This is a genomic window from Duganella sp. GW821-FHT07F09 (assembly GCF_059418705.1).
In genome coordinates this window covers 415,720-432,768 of record NZ_JBWKQJ010000004.1, presented here as the reverse complement: position 1 = coordinate 432,768, position 17,049 = coordinate 415,720, and the positions used below count along the sequence as shown (strand labels likewise).

General features: G+C 63.6%; 12 protein-coding genes. 4 read left to right on the top strand and 8 right to left on the bottom strand.

Translation table 11 applies throughout. The annotated features are described in order from the left end of the window. Positions 1 to 12: 12 nt before the first annotated feature. The 3 genes from nagZ to AC07P1_RS13330 all read left to right on the top strand — a co-directional run bounded on the left by nagZ (position 13) and on the right by AC07P1_RS13330 (position 4,368). Positions 13 to 1,518: a beta-N-acetylhexosaminidase gene (gene nagZ, locus AC07P1_RS13340; protein ID WP_494696260.1), complete on the top strand. Its 1,506-nt coding sequence runs from the start codon at positions 13 to 15 to the stop codon at positions 1,516 to 1,518. An 18-nt stretch (positions 1,519 to 1,536) separates the two neighbouring features. Beyond that, entirely contained in the window at positions 1,537 to 2,859 is a 1,323-nt protein-coding gene (locus tag AC07P1_RS13335) for an MFS transporter (protein WP_494696259.1), read from the top strand. Between the two features lie 201 nt (positions 2,860 to 3,060). After that, a complete protein-coding gene (locus AC07P1_RS13330; protein ID WP_494696258.1) occupies positions 3,061 to 4,368 on the top strand; it encodes a hypothetical protein in 1,308 nt (435 codons plus the stop codon). Positions 4,369 to 4,451: 83 nt separating this feature from the next. On the opposite strand, the gene AC07P1_RS13325 is transcribed toward AC07P1_RS13330, so the two are convergent. The 3 genes from AC07P1_RS13325 to AC07P1_RS13315 all read right to left on the bottom strand — a co-directional run bounded on the left by AC07P1_RS13325 (position 4,452) and on the right by AC07P1_RS13315 (position 9,744). Then, on the bottom strand, positions 4,452 to 5,741 hold the full coding sequence (locus tag AC07P1_RS13325; protein WP_494696257.1) for a glycoside hydrolase family 18 protein: 1,290 nt from the start codon (positions 5,739 to 5,741) through the stop codon (positions 4,452 to 4,454). Between the two features lie 15 nt (positions 5,742 to 5,756). Then, positions 5,757 to 6,782, bottom strand: coding sequence for a cupin-like domain-containing protein (locus AC07P1_RS13320; RefSeq protein WP_494696256.1), 1,026 nt, complete (start codon positions 6,780 to 6,782; stop codon positions 5,757 to 5,759). Between the two features lie 67 nt (positions 6,783 to 6,849). Continuing rightward, on the bottom strand, positions 6,850 to 9,744 hold the full coding sequence (locus AC07P1_RS13315; RefSeq protein WP_494696255.1) for a TonB-dependent receptor: 2,895 nt from the start codon (positions 9,742 to 9,744) through the stop codon (positions 6,850 to 6,852). Positions 9,745 to 10,120: 376 nt separating this feature from the next. Here AC07P1_RS13315 and AC07P1_RS13310 point away from each other — a divergent pair, with 376 nt between their 5' ends. Beyond that, positions 10,121 to 10,861, top strand: a complete 741-nt coding sequence (locus AC07P1_RS13310; RefSeq protein ID WP_494696254.1) for a GntR family transcriptional regulator — start codon at positions 10,121 to 10,123, stop codon at positions 10,859 to 10,861. Positions 10,862 to 11,050: 189 nt separating this feature from the next. Here the strand turns inward: AC07P1_RS13310 and AC07P1_RS13305 are convergent, their stop codons facing one another. From AC07P1_RS13305 to AC07P1_RS13285, 5 genes are all read right to left on the bottom strand, one after another. Continuing rightward, positions 11,051 to 11,974, bottom strand: a complete 924-nt coding sequence (locus AC07P1_RS13305) for an NAD(P)/FAD-dependent oxidoreductase (protein WP_494696253.1) — start codon at positions 11,972 to 11,974, stop codon at positions 11,051 to 11,053. After that, on the bottom strand, positions 11,949 to 12,413 hold the full coding sequence (locus AC07P1_RS13300; RefSeq protein ID WP_494696252.1) for an Rrf2 family transcriptional regulator: 465 nt from the start codon (positions 12,411 to 12,413) through the stop codon (positions 11,949 to 11,951). Before AC07P1_RS13300 ends, AC07P1_RS13305 begins: the two co-directional genes overlap by 26 nt. Before the next feature lie 44 nt (positions 12,414 to 12,457). Then, positions 12,458 to 15,211, bottom strand: a complete 2,754-nt coding sequence (locus AC07P1_RS13295) for a M16 family metallopeptidase (RefSeq protein WP_494696251.1) — start codon at positions 15,209 to 15,211, stop codon at positions 12,458 to 12,460. A gap of 253 nt (positions 15,212 to 15,464) precedes the next feature. Beyond that, complete coding sequence (locus AC07P1_RS13290) at positions 15,465 to 15,797, bottom strand: DUF3579 domain-containing protein (RefSeq protein WP_090315719.1); 333 nt, start codon at positions 15,795 to 15,797, stop codon at positions 15,465 to 15,467. 235 nt (positions 15,798 to 16,032) lie between these two features. After that, positions 16,033 to 17,001: a CobD/CbiB family protein gene (locus tag AC07P1_RS13285; protein ID WP_315216836.1), complete on the bottom strand. Its 969-nt coding sequence runs from the start codon at positions 16,999 to 17,001 to the stop codon at positions 16,033 to 16,035. Between the last annotated feature and the right edge of the window lie 48 nt (positions 17,002 to 17,049).

The window sequence follows — 17,049 nt, the reverse complement described above, 5'->3', positions numbered from 1 at the left end:
CGGAGCACCCCAATGACCGACCAAACAAACAAGACTCACGACGAGTTGCGGAAAATCGCGGGCCAACTGATCATGATCCGCTTCCCCGGCACGGTACTGGACGCGGCCACCGCCGACTTCCTGAAGGCGAACGGCATCCGCGCCGTCTGCCTTTTCCGGGGCAACATGACCGACTCCGAACAACTGGGCAAGCTGACCGCCGACCTGCGCGCGGTCATGGGACCGGAATCGCTGATCGCCATCGACCAGGAAGGCGGCGCGGTGGTCCGCTCGACCTGGGTCCCGGCGCCGCCGGCGGCCATGGGCCTGGGCGCGGCCGACGACACCGACCTGGCCTACCGCACCGGCGCCGCCGTGGCGCGCGCCGTCAAGTCGCTGGGCTTCAACTGGAACTTCGCGCCGGTGCTGGACCTGAACAACAATCCGCACAATCCGGTCATCGCCGAGCGCTCCTTCGGCGCCGAACCGCAACGCGCCGCCGAACTGGCGATGTCGTGGATGGCCGGCAGCCACGCGGAGGGCGTGGCCTGCTGCGTCAAGCACTTCCCCGGCCACGGCGACACCAACGTCGATTCGCACCGCGACCTGCCGACCGTGAACAAGCCGGTGGAGGAGCTGGACCGCCTGGAACTGGCGCCGTTCCGCATCGCGTCGGCGGCCGCGCCGGCGATGATGACCGCACACATCGTCTATCCGACCCTGGACCCGGACAACCCGGCCACGATGTCGCGCCGCATCCTCACCGGCCTGCTGCGCGACGAATGGAAGTACAAAGGCATCGTCATCACCGACGGCATGGACATGCACGCCATCGCCGGCCGCTATGGCGTGGGCAACGCGGCGGTGCGCGCGCTGACCGCCGGCGCCGACATGGTGATGGCGCTCGGCACCCCGGAAACGCAGGACGAAACGTTGAACTCCATCGCGGCGGCGCTGGCCTCCGGCGAGCTGACGTTGCAGGACGTCCAGCAACGCCTGGACCGCCTGTCGGCGCTGGCGCTGGCCTATCCGTGCAAGCCGCGCTCGTACAAGGAGGATGCGGCCGACCGCGACGTGATGGCCGAGGGCTGGTTCCGCGCACTGACGGCCTACGGCCAGCCGCACCGCCCGGAAAAGGACGCGCGGGTGCGCCTGGTGGTGCGCCAGGACGTCGTCAGCGACGGCGTATCGGAAGCCGGCGTGCCGGCCGAAACGGTGGCCGCGTCGCTGCGCCGCCTGTACGACGTCGAACTGGTGACCTTCGCCGACGCCGAGGCCTTCGACTGGAGCGCCCTGCCCCGCGATGGCCGCTTCACGATGCTGGCCTCGACCTCGCGCCTGCGCTACGGCGCGCACGCGCGCGCCACCTGGCGCCCGGACCTACATCTGGCGCTGTGGAACCCGTACCAGGCGCTCGACATCCAGGCGCCCGCGCTGCTGACCTACGGCTTCGCCAAACCGGCGCTGGACGCGGTCAACTTGTGGCTGGCCGACGAACTGCCAGCCACCGGCCGCGCGCCGGTGCCGGGCTTCGAATAAAAATCATCCGGGGACGACGTGGACAACAACAAACAAGACACGCACCAGCAAACCATCCGCAACCCGAAGTTCTGGGTGCCCAGCCTCTATCTGGCCCAAGGCCTGCCGTTCTTCGCGGTGGCCATCGTCGCCAACCAGATGTTAAAGAGCATGGGCATGCCCAATAGCGACATCAATCGCTGGACCGCCTTGATCGGCTTCGCGTGGGTCTTTAAACCGTTGTGGAGTCCCTTCCTCGAACTGGCCAGCAGCAAAAAACTGATCGTGGTCACCTTCCAGATCTTCGGCGGCATATGTCTCGGCGGCGTCGCGCTGGCGCTGCACGCGCCATTCTGGTTCGCCGCTTGCATGGCGATGCTTGCGCTAGTGGCCATCTCGGCGGCCACGCACGATATCGCCTGCGATGGCCTGTACATCACCAGCCTCGATGAAAAAGGCCAGGCGCAATACGCCGGCTGGACCGGCACCTTCTTCAACGCCGGAAAATTCCTCACCACCGGCGGGCTGCTGGTGCTGGCCGGGCACTTCGAACAAACAATCGGCGTGGTGCCCGCGTGGACCATCTGCTTCCTCATCCTGGCCGCGGTCATGGTCGGCCTCGGGCTTTACAACAGCTGGGCGCTGCCCCAGTCGAAGAACGCGGTGGGCGCCGGCACCGACGCCGCCGCCATCGCCCGCACGCTGTGGGAGGTGATCGTCGAGTTCTTCAAAAAGCCCGGCATCTGGGTCTCGATCCTGTTCATCATCCTGTTCCGCGCCGGCGAGGCGCAGGTGCAATCGATCGGCCCCTTGTTCCTGCGCGAGGCGCGCCACCTCGGCGGCCTTGGCCTCAGCACCGCCGAAGTGGGCGCTGTCTACGGCACGGTGGGAACGGTAGCCTTCCTGGTGGGTAGCATCGCCGGCGGCTACTTCACCTCGTGGCTAAGCCTCAAGCGCGCCATCCTGTGGCTGATCCTCGCGGTCAACCTGCCCAACGCCGCCTTCTATCTGCTGTCTTACTTCCAGCCGACCGACCTGGCGGTGATCGGCGCGGCGCTCAGCATCGAGATGTTCGGCTACGGCTTCGGCTTCGTCGGTCTGATTCTATACATGATGCAGGTGGTCGCGCCGGGCAAGTACCAGACCGCGCACTACGCCTTCGCCACCGGCATCATGCAGCTCGGCTTTGTCCTGTTCAAACTATTCAGCGGCGACATCCAGATCGCGCTCGGTTACCAGCACTTCTTCATCTGGGTGATGCTGTGCGCGATCCCGGTGGCCGTCCTGTCGCAAATCATTCCGATGACCGCGCGCCCGCAGCGCGAGCCGGAGCCGGTGGTTGCGCGACCAGCGCACGGTTGACGCACCCTTGAATAATGCGCATCAACCATGATTTATGTAACAATACGTTGGTTTGGCCGGCAGGCTCTTTTACTTCCCGGAAAGGGATCGTAGAATGTGCGGTTTGCCGGATCGCGCGCAGCGCGGCCTTGAACACTCACTCCAATAGCGACGGCATGGCGCCTCGGCGCCGGCCATCCCATGTCTTTTGAAGGATTAAACATGTCCCATATTCGTCTCGCTCGTATTAGTCTGATCCTGGCCGCCATCGGCCTGAACGCGGTACCGGCCATGCTGGGCGTGACCGCCGCCCACGCGCAGGACAAGGAAAAGGAAAAAGCCGCCGCCGAAGCGCCGAAGGACACCGTACGTCCGGAAATCTACAAATTGATCGACCCGGCGCAAACCAAGCCGCTGCTCGACGCCAAGAACTACCAGGAATACCAGACCCGCATCGACACCGCCGCGGCCGCGCCCAACCTGACCCCGTACGAAGCGTTCGTTCTGAACCAGATGCGCGTGCAACTGGGCCAGGCCTCCGGCAACAATGAGCTGACCCTGAAGGCGCTGGAATCGATGATCGATTCGGGCCGTCTGAAGCAGGAAGACAAATTGCGCTTCATCGACGCCGTCGCCGGCATCTACTACAGCTCCATCAAGGACTACGACAAGGCCATCACCTGGTTCAACCGCTACGGCACCGAATCGGGCGACAACGCCAAGCAGCGCCAGTACATCGTGCGTTCGTACTTCCTGAAGAACGACTTCGCCACCGCCAAGACCGAAGTGCTGAAGGATATCGAAGCGGCCAAAAAAGCCGGCACCGCACCGACCAAGGACGAACTCAATTTGCTGGGCAACGTCGGCATCAAGCTGAAGGACACCGACCTGTATCTGACGGCGATCGAAGAGCTGGTGCGCTACTACCCGTCGGAAGACTACTGGTTCGACCTGCTGAACCGCACGCGCGGCAAGAAGACCTATGCGGCGCGCCTGGACCTGGACATGGCGCGTCTGAAAGGCGTCGCCGCGCCGTCGAAGATGGAGCCTGAGGATTACCTGGAACAGGCCGAACTGGCCGTGCTGGGCGGCTTCTTCACCGAAGGTAAGATCGCGATGGACAAGGCCTACCCTGGCGCCATCCCGGCCGGTAAAGACAAAGCCGCGATCCAGAAGATCCGCGACAGCGCCAACAAGGGCGCCGCCGACGATGCGAAAAACATCGACGCGGGTGTCGCTTCCGCGCAGAAGTCGAAGGACGGTGTCGGCCTGGTCAACCTGGGCTACAACTTCATCACCCTGGGCCAGTTCGACAAGGGTATCGACTTGATGAAGCAAGGTATCGCCAAGGGCGTGTCGAAGAATCCGGAAGACGCAAAACTGCGTCTGGGCTATGCGCTGGCGATGGCCGGCAAGAAGGATGAATCGATCAAGGTACTGGAAACCATCACCGGCAACGACGGCCGTGGCGACCTGGCGCGCTACTGGATCATGTATCAGAACAAACCTGCGGCAGCCGCAGCCAAGTAATCCACACAAACACGTAGGGCGGATTAGGCGGAACGCCGTAATCGGCCCTACGTGTTTCAGAATAAATCACCCAATCCGGGCCATCATCGCATCGCCGACCACAACGTCTCGATCAGCTGGTGCTCGCCATCGGCGCTCAACTCCCAGAACATCGCCCCGCGCAGCTTCTTGGACTTGATGTAGCGCGCCTTCCCCTTCAGCGATTCCTGGTCCTCGTACGTGATCCAGATCTTCTCCTTGGCGTTATACAGATACGGCACCTTGGCCGACGCGTTCCAATACCGCTTGTAGCCGTTGCCGCCCTCGAATGAAGGCGTCAAGATCCCCTGCTTCAGCAAGTGGCTGAAGCCATATGAGTTGCCGCCGCCGGCGCCGCCGGTCGCGCCGCCTTCGCACAGCTGATACTGCCCGTCGCCCGCCGGACCCGGCGCGCAGCCCTTCCAGCCGTAACCGTAGAACGGCACGCCCATCACCAGCTTGTCCGCCGCGATGCCGGCGTCCAGATAGCGCTGCACCGACGCCTGCGCGTACAACCCTTTGTCGACCACCGGATCTTTCGGGTCGCCGCTCAACGCCGCCAGGTGCCCCGTGGTTTTCTCCCAGGGCGCATGGTAGTCGTAGGTCATGATGTTGATCCAATCGAGGCTTTGCGCCAGCTCCTTGATCCACGCGCTGCCCGCCGCGCCGTCGTTGACGAAGTTGGCGTTGGCGCCCGACGCGATGGTGACGCTGTAATGCTTGCCGTCCTTCTTGCCGGCCGCGTCGAAGGCGGTGCGCAACTCGCGCACCAGCTTGATGTAGTTCGGCTTGTCCTGCGGCCGCGCGCACACCCTGCCCGCCACGCATGGTATGCCAACCTCGGTCGGGTACTCCCAGTCGATGTCGATGCCGTCCAAGCCGAATCGGCGCATCAGCTTTACCGACGAGGCGACGAAATTGGCGCGCGCGGCGGCCGAATCGGCGACGTCGGAAAACCGGTTCGACCAATTCCAGCCCCCGACCGACACCACCACCTTGAACTTCGGATGCTGCTTCTTCAACGCCACCAGCGCGCGCAGATTGGCGCCGTCCGCGACGGCGTCGCCGAACACCAGCGCGCCATTGGCAGACACCGGATCGCCGGCGGCGTCCTGGCACGGCGCCTCGTCATTGACGGACGGCTCGGGGTTGCCGTGCTTGCCGTCCCAGCATACGTCGATGAACGCGTACAGCGCCATCGTCAACTTGTCGGCGCCGACGTTGGCCGCCGTGACCGGATACGCCGCCGACTTCCAGCCGGGGTAATAGCCGATCACTTCATCGGCCATGGCGGACGATGGCGACAACGCTGCGACAACGGATGCGGCCAGCACAGCGCCTGCGTGTAATTTCATGGTGTCTCCTTGGGCTTATTTTTGCAGCTGCGCGATCAATACGTCCTTGAAGCGGCGCACCTCTTCGGGCGACATCGCGCCCAGGGCCCCGCGCCGCTGTCCGGGAATATGTTCCAACCGCTGCGGGTCGGAATTGAAAACAAAATGCTCGAAGATCGCCCGCCAGGCCTGCAGCACCTGCGGCTCTAGATCCTTCATATTCAACAGGCAGTGCATCAAGGCGTTCGACGGCGACATGCTGCGATCGTTTGCGGTATGCGATCCGCCCCACCAGTAGTTGACCAGGATGTTCAACTGGCCGATCGATTCGACCTGGTGCCACCAGATGGCGGGAATGTAAATCGCGTCGCCCGGCTCCAGCTCGGCCACCTGCGCCGCCGCCAGCGCGTCGCGAAAGCGCGGGTACTTGTCGAAGTCCGGTTGGGCGCGCGAGGCCATGCTGATCGGCGCCCCGGCCGGCGTGTAATCGAGCGGGCCGACATACAGGTTGCCGACCTGCTCCGGTGGGAACAAGGTAAAGCGCCGCCGGCCGCTGACGCAGGCCGCGATATTCTGCGCCTCGTCGAAGTGGGCCGGCACCGTGATGTGATTGCCCAGCCAGATGCGCGGTTGCACCTCGGGTCCCAGCAAAGGCAGCCGGTTCTCCGCCAAAAAGCCCGGCAGGCATTCGGCGATGACCGCGCTTTGCGCCGCCAGCGCGGGAGCGCGGGCGCCGGCCGGCAGATAGCGCATCAACTGGTCGATGATGTCCGACATCGGCAGTCGGTTGCGCACGAAACTGAACGCGCTGACATCGTCGCTATAGGTTACCAGCCCCTGCGCGGCGGGCGGCGTCATGATGGCATTGACATCGACGCCGCTGTCGAAGGACTTGAGGTAGCCGCCGGCCGCCGCCGGCGACGTCAGCGCGCGCGCGACGACAGGCCAGTCGCGCACCACACCGCGCATCACTGCGGGACGGTGCAGCGGCAGGATCTGCTCATGGAAGACGCGGGCGTCGACATCGCGCCACTCGGGTATCGGTTGCGGAGTTGGGTGCATCGGCAAAGTATATCGTTATCCAACGCGCGCCCGCCCCTTTCGTGGAGGCGGACGCGGTCCGACCGGTTTAGTACTTCACGCGCATCGTCAGGAAGAACTGGCGACCGTTTTTGTAGACCGAACGTGGCTGGTCTTCGTTCAAGGCGTAGTACTTCAGCTTTGGATCGTTCAGGTTACGCATGTCCAGCGAGAAGCCGATCTTCTCGTTGTATTTATAACCCAGCGATGCGTTCATGTACCCCATGCCGACCTGGTTGAACTCCGTGCCGCGATCCAGGCCCACATACGAATCCGAGCGATAGCTGTACGTCAGGCGGGCGTTGAAACGCTCATCCTCGTAGAACGCGCTGGCGTTGTAAGTGCGCTTCGACGAACCGAGCACCTTGGCGCCGCTGCTGTCGCTGGCGTTGGTGAAGGTGGCGTTGCCGTCGATACCGAAGTAGCCGAACAGCGGCTGCTGGTACGACAGCTCGATGCCCTTGACCTTGCCCTTGCTGTTGATCGGCGAAGAGATCAGGTACTGCGCGTCGAAACCATCCGGATCGGTGATCTTGGTCGCCTCGGTGTAGGTGCGGTAGGTGCCCACACGCGTGCCCTGGCCGATGTAATTGGTCAGGTTCATGTAGTAGACACTGGCCGACACCAGCGAGCGCGGTGCGAAGTAGTATTCCAGCGAAGCGTCGAAGTTGTTCGACGTGATCGGCTTCAGATCCGGGTTACCGCCCGAACCGGAGCCGACGCCGCCCTTGGCCGCCGGCGGCGTCAAGGTGAAGGTGCCGACCAGCGACGAGAAGTCCGGACGCGTCATGGTGCGCGACAGCGCGAAGCGGGCCACCAGATCCTTGCTCAACTCAAGACGCAGGTTGGCGCTCGGCAGATAGTCGTTGTAGGTGTGTTCGACGGCGGTCGGCTTGAAGATGCCGAACGCCGACGTGTAAATCACGCCCGGCTGGCCAAGCGGCGTATCGCCCGGCATGCCGACATTGCTGACGGCGCGCTCCTTGGTCTGCACATAGCGCACGCCGACGTTACCGCTCCAGCCTTCGCCTTCGAAGTTACCCTGCACGTAGGCGGCGCGGTTCTTTTCCTTCAGGTTGAACTCATTGCCGAAGTCTTCACGCGTGCCGTCGGTGGCGCGGTTGGCGAACAGCTTGGAGAACGCCGCCAGCTGCTCGGCGGTGTAGCGGAAGATCCCGCGCGGGAAATTGCCGCCCAGGCCGCTGGCGTAGTTCGACGGATACGATCCGGCCGCCGCCGGCCAGTTGGCCGGGTTGTACGGCGAGTTGGCGCCGTTGATGCAGCTGTACTGGCTAGGCAGCGGCGCCGCCCAGAAGAAGCCCGGGCCGCCGTTGGCGTCGGTGCGGGTCGAGCAGGTCGGACCCTGGCCGACGACGTTGTCCGAATAGCGGTCGTGGTCGGCGCCGCGCACGCCGAATTTCAGCAGCTTGAGCGGGCCGGCTTCGAGCTGGAAGTCGCTGTCCAGTTGCAGCCATTTTTCCTTGTCGGTGACGGTGACGTTCTGGTCGCCGAACATCCAGCTGAAACCACTGGTGGCGTCGGTGCCCGGGGTCGCGGCCGGATTGTTATTGAAGGAGAAGTCGGCCGCCGTGCCGGTGCCGTTCAATTTGTACGACGCGCCGGTGCCGGTGGCGCCGTTCCACGCGATGACGTCCTGCGTAGGCGTCTTGCCCTCGCCCTTCGAGCTGCCGACCTTGCCGTAGAAGGTCAGGTTTTCGGCGGCGCGCCATTTGCCGTCCAGCGCGACGAACTTGGCGGTCGCTTCCGCGCCCGGGCGCGAGATCTGGTCGTACTCGTTGTAGTTGGTGCCGGCCACCGGCGCGAAGTTCGCGCTGACCAGGGTCTTGACGCCGTTCTGGGTCTTGACCACGTAGCCCGGCAGCGGCGCCTGGCCGTTGCCCTGGTTGATGATGGCGCCGCCGTTGAGCAGGTAGTTGTCGTTGGTGTTCGACGCCTTCAACGTCGAGCTGAAGCCGGTCAGGTCGAAGTTCAGGTCGCGGCTCGGCTTGAATTGCAGGTCGATCAAACCGCCCTGGCGCTTACGTTCCTGCTGGAACAGTGAGGCGCCCAGGAAACCGGGATAGTAGGCGTTGGCCAGGTCCGGGTTGGCGATCGCCATCGGGCTGTTGGCCAGGATCTTGTCGTAGGACAGTGCTTCCTGGCCGTCGCGGCGCAGGTGACGCTCTTCCGAGAACACTTGCAGCAAGGCGCCGAAGGTCTTCTGCTCGTTCTTCCAGTTCAACAAGGCGCTGAATTGCGGATCGGTCTTCTTCGGCAAATCGGCGTACACCGCGCCCAGCGACACTTCGCCGGTGAAGTTTTCCTTGAATTCGAGCGGCTTGCGGCTGATGATGTTGACCGAGCCGGCCACGCCGCCCTCGACCAGGCTCGCCTCCGAGCTCTTGTGAACCACCACCGAACCGACCAGCTCCGACGGCACCAGGGTATAGCTGACGCTGCGGCCGACCTGGGTGGTCTGGTTCAGGATGAACCAGTCGCCGGAAGCCACGTTGTGGCCGTTGAACAGGGTCTGGGTCAGGTTGGGATTGGTGCCGCGCATCGACACGCGGTCGTTCTCGTCGAAGCCGCCTTCGCTGGCGCCGGCGTTGCTGACGTTGACGCCAGGCACGCGTTGCAGGGAATCGGCGACGTTTTTATCGGGCATCTTGCCGATGTCTTCGGCCGTGATCACCTCCAGGTGTGACTCGGCGTTTTTCTTTTGGTTCAGCGACTGTTGCAGGGCCGCACGAATGCCTTGCACCTGCACGGTTTGCATTTCCTCGCCGTCCTTCTTGCCGGCGTCGGCCGCTTGCTGCGCCTGCGCTTGCGCCTGCGCCGACCACGACATGCCCAGCACCATCAGGCCCACCGCCGCGGCGATCGGCGTCAACTGCTCGACCGCGCTGCGTGGCATGTTCGTCTTACCTGGCAGATTCTCTTTCATTTACTCCCCCTTGATTGCGGCCTGTTTTTTTTGGAAAGGCCCGTGCTGTTTTAACGTCGATCGATTCCCCGGCCATCGCCGCCGCGATGTCGTGCAGATCCCTTTTTTACAACCTTATACAAAACCAATTCAACGCCAATATACCGCAGTACCAATACCAGAATACTACCAATTGGCATATTTTTTTCATATGTTGTGCGAAGTACACATACCAATTTCCGCTTCGTTGCAGGGGAGCATCTATGGGGCGGTGCGGTCCACAGTAAAACCAGTGTGATACCAGCACGGTGGTTCTTTTTGGTATTATCGGATCAGGTATGGCAACAACCGGGTAAAGACCAATTTATGGCGGCCCGAGACGAGGGAGACGAAACGGATGACATCGCTTGCAGAGATCATGCACACCTTGGGGCAAGGCAGCAGCCAGCCGCTCTATCAGCGCCTTCAGCGCGCGCTGCGCACGGCCATCGACCAGCGGGTGTTCGGGCCGGACGAGGCGTTGCCGGCCGAGCGTCAACTGGCGGCCGACCTGTCGATCTCGCGCATCACGGTCAGGAAGGCGATCGACGGGTTGGTCGACGAGGGGTTGCTGGTGCGGCGGCCGGGGTCGGGCAACTTCATCAATACGCGGATCGAAAAGAATTTCGCCAAGCTGACGTCGTTTTCGGAAGACATGCGGGCGCGCGGGCGCACGCCGCGCAGCGTGTGGCTCAAGCGGTCGGAGGGGACGGTGACGCCGGAGGAGGCGTTGCGGTTAAGGCTTAGTCCGGGGGCGGCGGTGTACCGGTTTCACCGGATCCGGTATGCGGACGAGATCCCGATGTGCATCGAGTACGCCACCATTGTCGCGACGTGCTTGCCGTCGCTGGAGTCGGTACAGGTGTCGATGTACGAGGCGCTGGAGCACGCGCACAACCGGCCGGTGCGCGCGCTCCAGCGATTGAGCGCGCTGTTGCTCGATGAGGAGCAGGCGGCGCTGCTCCAGGCAAAACCGGGCGACGCGGGATTGGCGGTGGAGCGTTTGGGATTTTTGCGGGATGGCCGGGCGGTGGAGTTCTGCCGGTCGTATTTTCGCGGGGACTTGTATGATTTCGTGGCGGAGCTGAATGCGGTGTAGGGCTGGAATATGGCCGCTGGCGGAGCGTGGCGGATTACGCTGCGCTAATCCGCCCTACGTGTCTCCGCGTATGATCGTGTTGCGGTGGCCGCCGCGAGATCCGCGCCCCGAGAACCCGCATTACCACGGATACACGTAGGGCGGATTAGCGCGAAGCGCGTAATCCGCCATCTGCGAGCCGCCACAAAATTACGCTGCTGCGGCGGTGGCGCCGAAGATCAGCGATTGATGCGCCGACACGCCGGCGAGCGTCCCGTCGGCCGCCGCCAACGCCACATTCCCCGCCATGCGCGCCGCGTCGCCGCACGCGTACACGCCGGCGACGCTGGTCGCCTTCATCGCGTCGGTGCGCACATACATGCCCATCGGGCCCTGCTCCAGCTCACACCCCAGCTGCTCTGCCATCGGACTGCCACTATGCGTGCGGCTGACGACGAACAAGCCCGCCATCTCCAGTGAACGTCCATCCTGCAATTCAACCGTCGCCCGACCGGTGATCGCCTTGACCGGCGTACGCTCGATCGCCACGCCGCGCTTCTCCAACGACGCCAACTGCTCGGCGTCCGGCTCGAAGGCGCCATTGAGTATCATCGTGACCCGCCCCCAATCGGGCAGCATCATGGCGTGATGCATCGACAACGGCCCCGTGACCAGCACGCCGATGCGCCCCTCCATCAGCTCGAATCCATGGCAGTAAGGACAGTGGAACACCGTGCCGCCCCAGCGCTCCGCCAGACCCGGCACCGGCGGCAGTTCGTCCACCACGCCGGTGGCCAGCACTAGCCGCTGCGCGTTATAGGCGCCGCCATCCTGCAAGGTCACGCGGAAGCCCTGCTCCACTTTCTCCGCCCGCTGCGCCGAGCCCTCGATCCAGCGCACGGTCGGATACTTCATCAACTGCGCGCGGCCGTCGGTGGCGATGGCCGCCGCCTCGCGGCCGTCGTGGCCGAGGAAGCCGTGCGAATGCGTGGCGTAGCGGTTGCGGCGCTGGCCGGCATCGATCACCAGCACGCGGCGGCGGGCGCGCGCCAGCTGCATCGCGGCGGACAGGCCGGCGTAGCTGCCGCCGATGACGATGACGTCGAATTCAGTGCTCGGATGTGGGATGTGCATGGGAGGCTCCTTTGTGCTTGGCGTATTCATCGTTGAAGCGGGCCGACAAATCGGCCAGCGTGACGTCCTTGAAACGCTCGATCAGCAAAGCCTCGGCCTCGTCGAAGGCGCTGGAGAGCGCGTCGTTGACGGCGCGCTCCACCAGGCATTCGGGTTGTTCGCTGCGGTTCCCCATCGCGAACACCGTGGGCGAACCGACCGCCTCGTAGATGTCGCGCAAGGTCACGCGGCGCAGGTCGCAGGTGATGGTCCAGCCGCCGCCGTGGCCCTTGTCGGAACCGACATAGCCGCGCTCGCGCAGGCCGGCCAGCACGCGGCGCACCAGCACCGGGTTGGTGCCGAGGAAGCCGGCCAGCTCGTCCGAGGTGAACGGCCGGTCGGCGTGCGCCATGTGCAGCAGCACGTGCAGGATGGAGGATAGTTTGCTGTCTCGTCTCATGTAACTAATGATAGTACATAATTGGAGATGATGCAGAACATTCCTTATTTTTTGGCTTTGGACTCGTCGCCGGCCACCACCACCGTCAGCTTGGCCGGGTCGACGGCTTTGCGGAAGGCGGCGTTGACTTGCGCCAAGGTCGCGGCCTTCAGCTTGTCCTCGTATTCCTTGCTCCAGCTGTAGGTGCGGTTCAGGTACAGGTTGCGCGTCCAGCCGGCGGCCAGTACTTCGTCCTTCGAGCGGTTCTGGATGCGCTGCTGCAGCAGGCCCGATTTGGCGCCCGCCAGTTCCGCCGCCGTGAAGCCTTCTTTTACCGCGCGGTCCAGCTCTTCCCTGATCGCCGATTGCAGCTTTTTCAGGTTTTGCGGCGCGGCGATGGCGTTGACGTCGAAGCTGCCGGCGCGGTCGATCTCGCCCGCCTGCAAGCCCGTGCCGCCGCCGTACGACAAGCCGTCCTTCTGGCGGATGCGGTCCATCAGCCGCGATTTCAAGCCGCCGTCGCCGAAGATGTAGTTGGCCAGGTCCAGCAGCGGATAGTCGGGATCGTTGACGTTCAAGTCGAGGTTCAGGCGCGCCGTGTAGAAGCCGTTTTCCTTCTCCGGCGCGTTGATCATTTTGACGATCGGCGCCTTGTCCACGTTGACGCTGGTGACCGGAGCGTACGAGACCTTGCTGTCCCAGCCGGAGAAACTGTCCGCTATCGTTTTGCTGATCAGGGCCTTGTCGAAATCGCCGACGACGGCGATCTCGCCGTGATTGGCGCCGTAGTACTTGCGGTGGAAGGCCACCACGTCCTCCAGTTTCAGCGCCTTGACCGCCGCCAGTTGCTCGTCCACCGACATCGGCGCGCGCACGTCGCCTTTCGGGTAGTGGTTGAAGTACAGGTCCATTTCCGTGCGGGCCAGGGATTGCGGCTCGTTGCGCGACGCTTCTATCCCGACCAGCCATTGCTGGCGCAGTTGCTCGAATTCCGCCGCCGGGAAGCTGGCGTCCTTCAGCACATGCGCGACCAGCCGCAGCGCCGCGTCCAGATTCGGGCCGGTGGTATCGAAGTGATACAGGTCGCCGGAGATCTTCAACTTGGCGAAGGCGTCGGACAATTGCTCGCGCGTGAACTTGTCGGTGCCGCGCATCAGCATCGCGCTGGCGGCGCCGGAGACGATGGAGGTGTTGAACAGATTTTTCTCATCGCCCCAGTGCAGCGACATGTTGACCGAGACCGCCTCGCCGCGATTCTTCTTCGGCAGCAGCGCGACCCGCAGGCCGCCGATGGTCTTGATCTCGGTGCGGGCGTTGATGTTGTCCTGGCTCGGATCGAACACCTCCGACGTCAGCACGCTGTCCTTGCCCTTGAAGTCTTTCATCACCTCGGCGACGGTCGGCGCGGCGGGGATCTCGGCGCGCTGCGGATTGTCCTCGGGGATGAAGGTGCCGACGGTGCGGTTGTCGCGCTTCAGGTAACGCGCGGCGACCGCGCTGACCTGCTCCGGCGTGATCGTCGGCAGCTTGTCGCGGTCCAGGAACAGCAGGCGCCAGTCGCCCAGCGCGATCTCCTCCGACAAGGTCACGCCGACCTTTTGCGGATCGTTGAGCGACTTCTCGATGCCGTTGGCGACGTTGCGGCGCACCCGCTCCATTTCCTCGGCCGTTGGCGGCGTCTTGGCGAAGCTCTCGACCGCCGTGATCAGCGCGTCGCGCACCGGCTCCAGCGGCTCGCCGGCCTTGACCACGGCGCCGATCAACTGCAGACCGGGCGCGTAGCCGGTCTGGCCGAAGCTGAACACCTGCGCGGCCTTGCCGGTTTCCACCAGCGCCTTGTGCAGGCGGCCGGTCGGCGTGTCGCCGAGGATCTCGGACATGAAACTGAGGGCGTCGCTATCCTCCTGCAGCGCCGACGGGATCTTGTAGCCGAGGACCACCAGCTGCATGTCGCCCTTGCGGCGCACGACGAAACTGCGCTCGCCGTCCTGGGTCGGTTCGACCGTCCAGAATGGCGGCAGCACGCGCTTGGGTTTGGGGATCGCGCCGAACGATTTACTGATCCATGCCAGCGTTTGCGCCGGGTCGAATTTGCCGGCCACCAGCAGCACCGCGTTGTCCGGCTGGTAGTAGGTGCGGTAGAAGGCCTGCAGGTTTTCGATCTTGACGTTTTCGATGTCGCTGCGGTTGCCGATGGTGTCGCGGCCGTAGCTGTGCCAGTCGTAGGCGACGCTCTCCATGCGCTTGAGCAGCACGCCGAACGGGCTGTTCTCGCCGCTCTCGTACTCGTTGCGCACGACCGTCATTTCCGAATCCAGGTCCTTGCGCGCGACGAAGGAGTTCACCATCCGGTCGGCTTCCATGTCGAGCGCCCATTTCAGGTTCTCGGGGCTGGACTGGAACACTTCGTAATAGTTGGTGCGGTCGAAGGAGGTGGTGCCGTTGAAGTCCATGCCGCGGTTGGCGAATTCCTGCGGGATGCTGCGGTTCTTCGGCGAGCCTTTGAACAGCATGTGCTCCAGCAGGTGGGCCATGCCGGTCTCGCCGTAGTTCTCGTGGCGCGAGCCGACCAGGTAGGTGACGTTCACGGTGACCGTCGGCTTGGAGGCGTCCGGGAACAGCAGCACTTTCAAGCCGTTGGGCAGCCGGTATTCGGTGATGCCTTCCACCGACGGTCCCTTGACGACGCCGGCCGGCAGCTTGACGGCGGCGGTGGCGGCAGCCGCGGGCGCGGCCCAGGCGGTGCCGGTGGCGGCGAAGGACAGGCCGCACAGCAGCATGCTGGCGACGACGGCGTGTTTCAAACGGCTGTTGTTCATGGTGTCTCGCTAAAAACGGATGAACAGGCAGCATAGCCCCACCCCGCCGACGTGGGTAGTGGCAAAAACGAAATTTTTCTGAGGGATGGCTTAAAGGGCGGCGGCCGGCTGCGCGTGAATACGTCTAATCCGCCATGGATGCGCCGCCGACGGAGCTTGGCGGATTACGCTGACGCTAATCCGCCCTACGTGTTTCAGTGGTTTGGTAATTCCGTGGTTTGGGCAGCGGTTCCATGCCGCCGTGGAGCCGGTATTACTTCTCCGGCACCAGGCAGGCGTCGACCATCTGCAGGTCGTTATCCTTGGCGAACGAGATCACGAAGTGATACGCCAGCGGCTCCAGGGCGCGCAGCTTGCCGTTGACCACCACCGACTTGACGCCGTTGACCACCGTCGGCGTGACATACGGCGAAAACTGCAAGTGGGAGTCGCGTCCGCCGCCGTAGCCTTCCGGCTTGAAGCAGGACATCACACCGCACAGGCGCTCGGCCCAGTCACTGGGACGGAACTGCCTGCCATTGCTGGTGAGGCCAAGGATGAAGAACGATTCCTGCTGTTCTGCCGGTTTTTGAACTGACTCTGCCATGGGCGGGGCTTGTGCGTAGATACTTGTTGGTAACAAGAATGCGTGGAAAGTCCCGGCGAGGTGCGCCGGGCGGATATCATTCTAGAAGAATCTTACGTATTATATCTTATAGAAGACCTAAATACGTAAGTCATTGATTTCAATCGACCTTTCCTCGCGGATAACCAAATTGGTGCAGAAAACTCATCATTCCGCACCAAGGCAATACCGCTATTGTACCCTGCTCTCGGCCGTTTTAAGGCGTCCCGCCGAGCCAGGCGGCGCCGGAGCACAGCAATAGCAACATCATCCACAGCAACAATGCGCGCCACACCAGGCCCACCGTGCTTTGCAGCGCGCGGATGCCCGGCTCCTCGCCCGGCAGCATGTCCGGCTCCATGTCGCTGACGTCCACGGTCGAGGCGTCGACCAGCACCACCTTGGCCGCGTTCTCTGCCGGCGTGCCCAGGCGCACGCCCATGGCGCCGCCACCGGCCGACAGGATGATGCCGATCGCCTTGTCATTCCAGCGGTGGGCGAAATTGCGCCACGCGTAGATCGCATCCTCGAAGTTGCCCACCACGGCGAAGGCCACCGCCGTCAAGCGCACAGGTATCCAGTCGATCCAGTAGAACGCGCGGGCGGCGAACTGGCCGAACGCCTCGTTGCGCATATGTTCGGGTTCATTCCAGGCGCGCGCCAGGTATTCGGACACGCGGTACATGACGGCGGCGGCCGGGCCGAGCGGCATCAGGAACCAGAAGAACACGCCGAACACGCTGCGGTGCGTGGTGATCAGCGCCTTCTCGACGGCGACGCGGGAGATTTCGCTGACATCCATGCCGACGGTGTCCTGCTTGGTCCATTCGGCCAGCAAGGCGCGCGCGGCGGCGTCGTCGCCGGCGCTCAGATGCAGCTGGATCGAGGTGAAATAGTGGCTGTAATGGCGGAAGCCGAGGGTCAGGTACACCACCAGCACGTTCCAGGCGAAGGCGGCCAGGAACCAATCGTAATACTTCAGCACCCAGTAGATCAGCGCGGTCGGCACCATCAGGATGGCCATCATCAGGAACCAGCCGAGGCGGCCATGGCTCGAATGGCCGGCGTTGAACCAAGTCTCCATCCGCAACGCCAGGCTCTTGATCTCGGCGTAGATCGGGTTGTCCGCGCGCAGCGGCTTCATTTGCTCGAGCAGCAGCGCGCATAAAATGGAAAGAAATGTCATTAATGGTCCTTTTTAGGTCGGCGACGCCTTGATGCCCGCTACGATAAC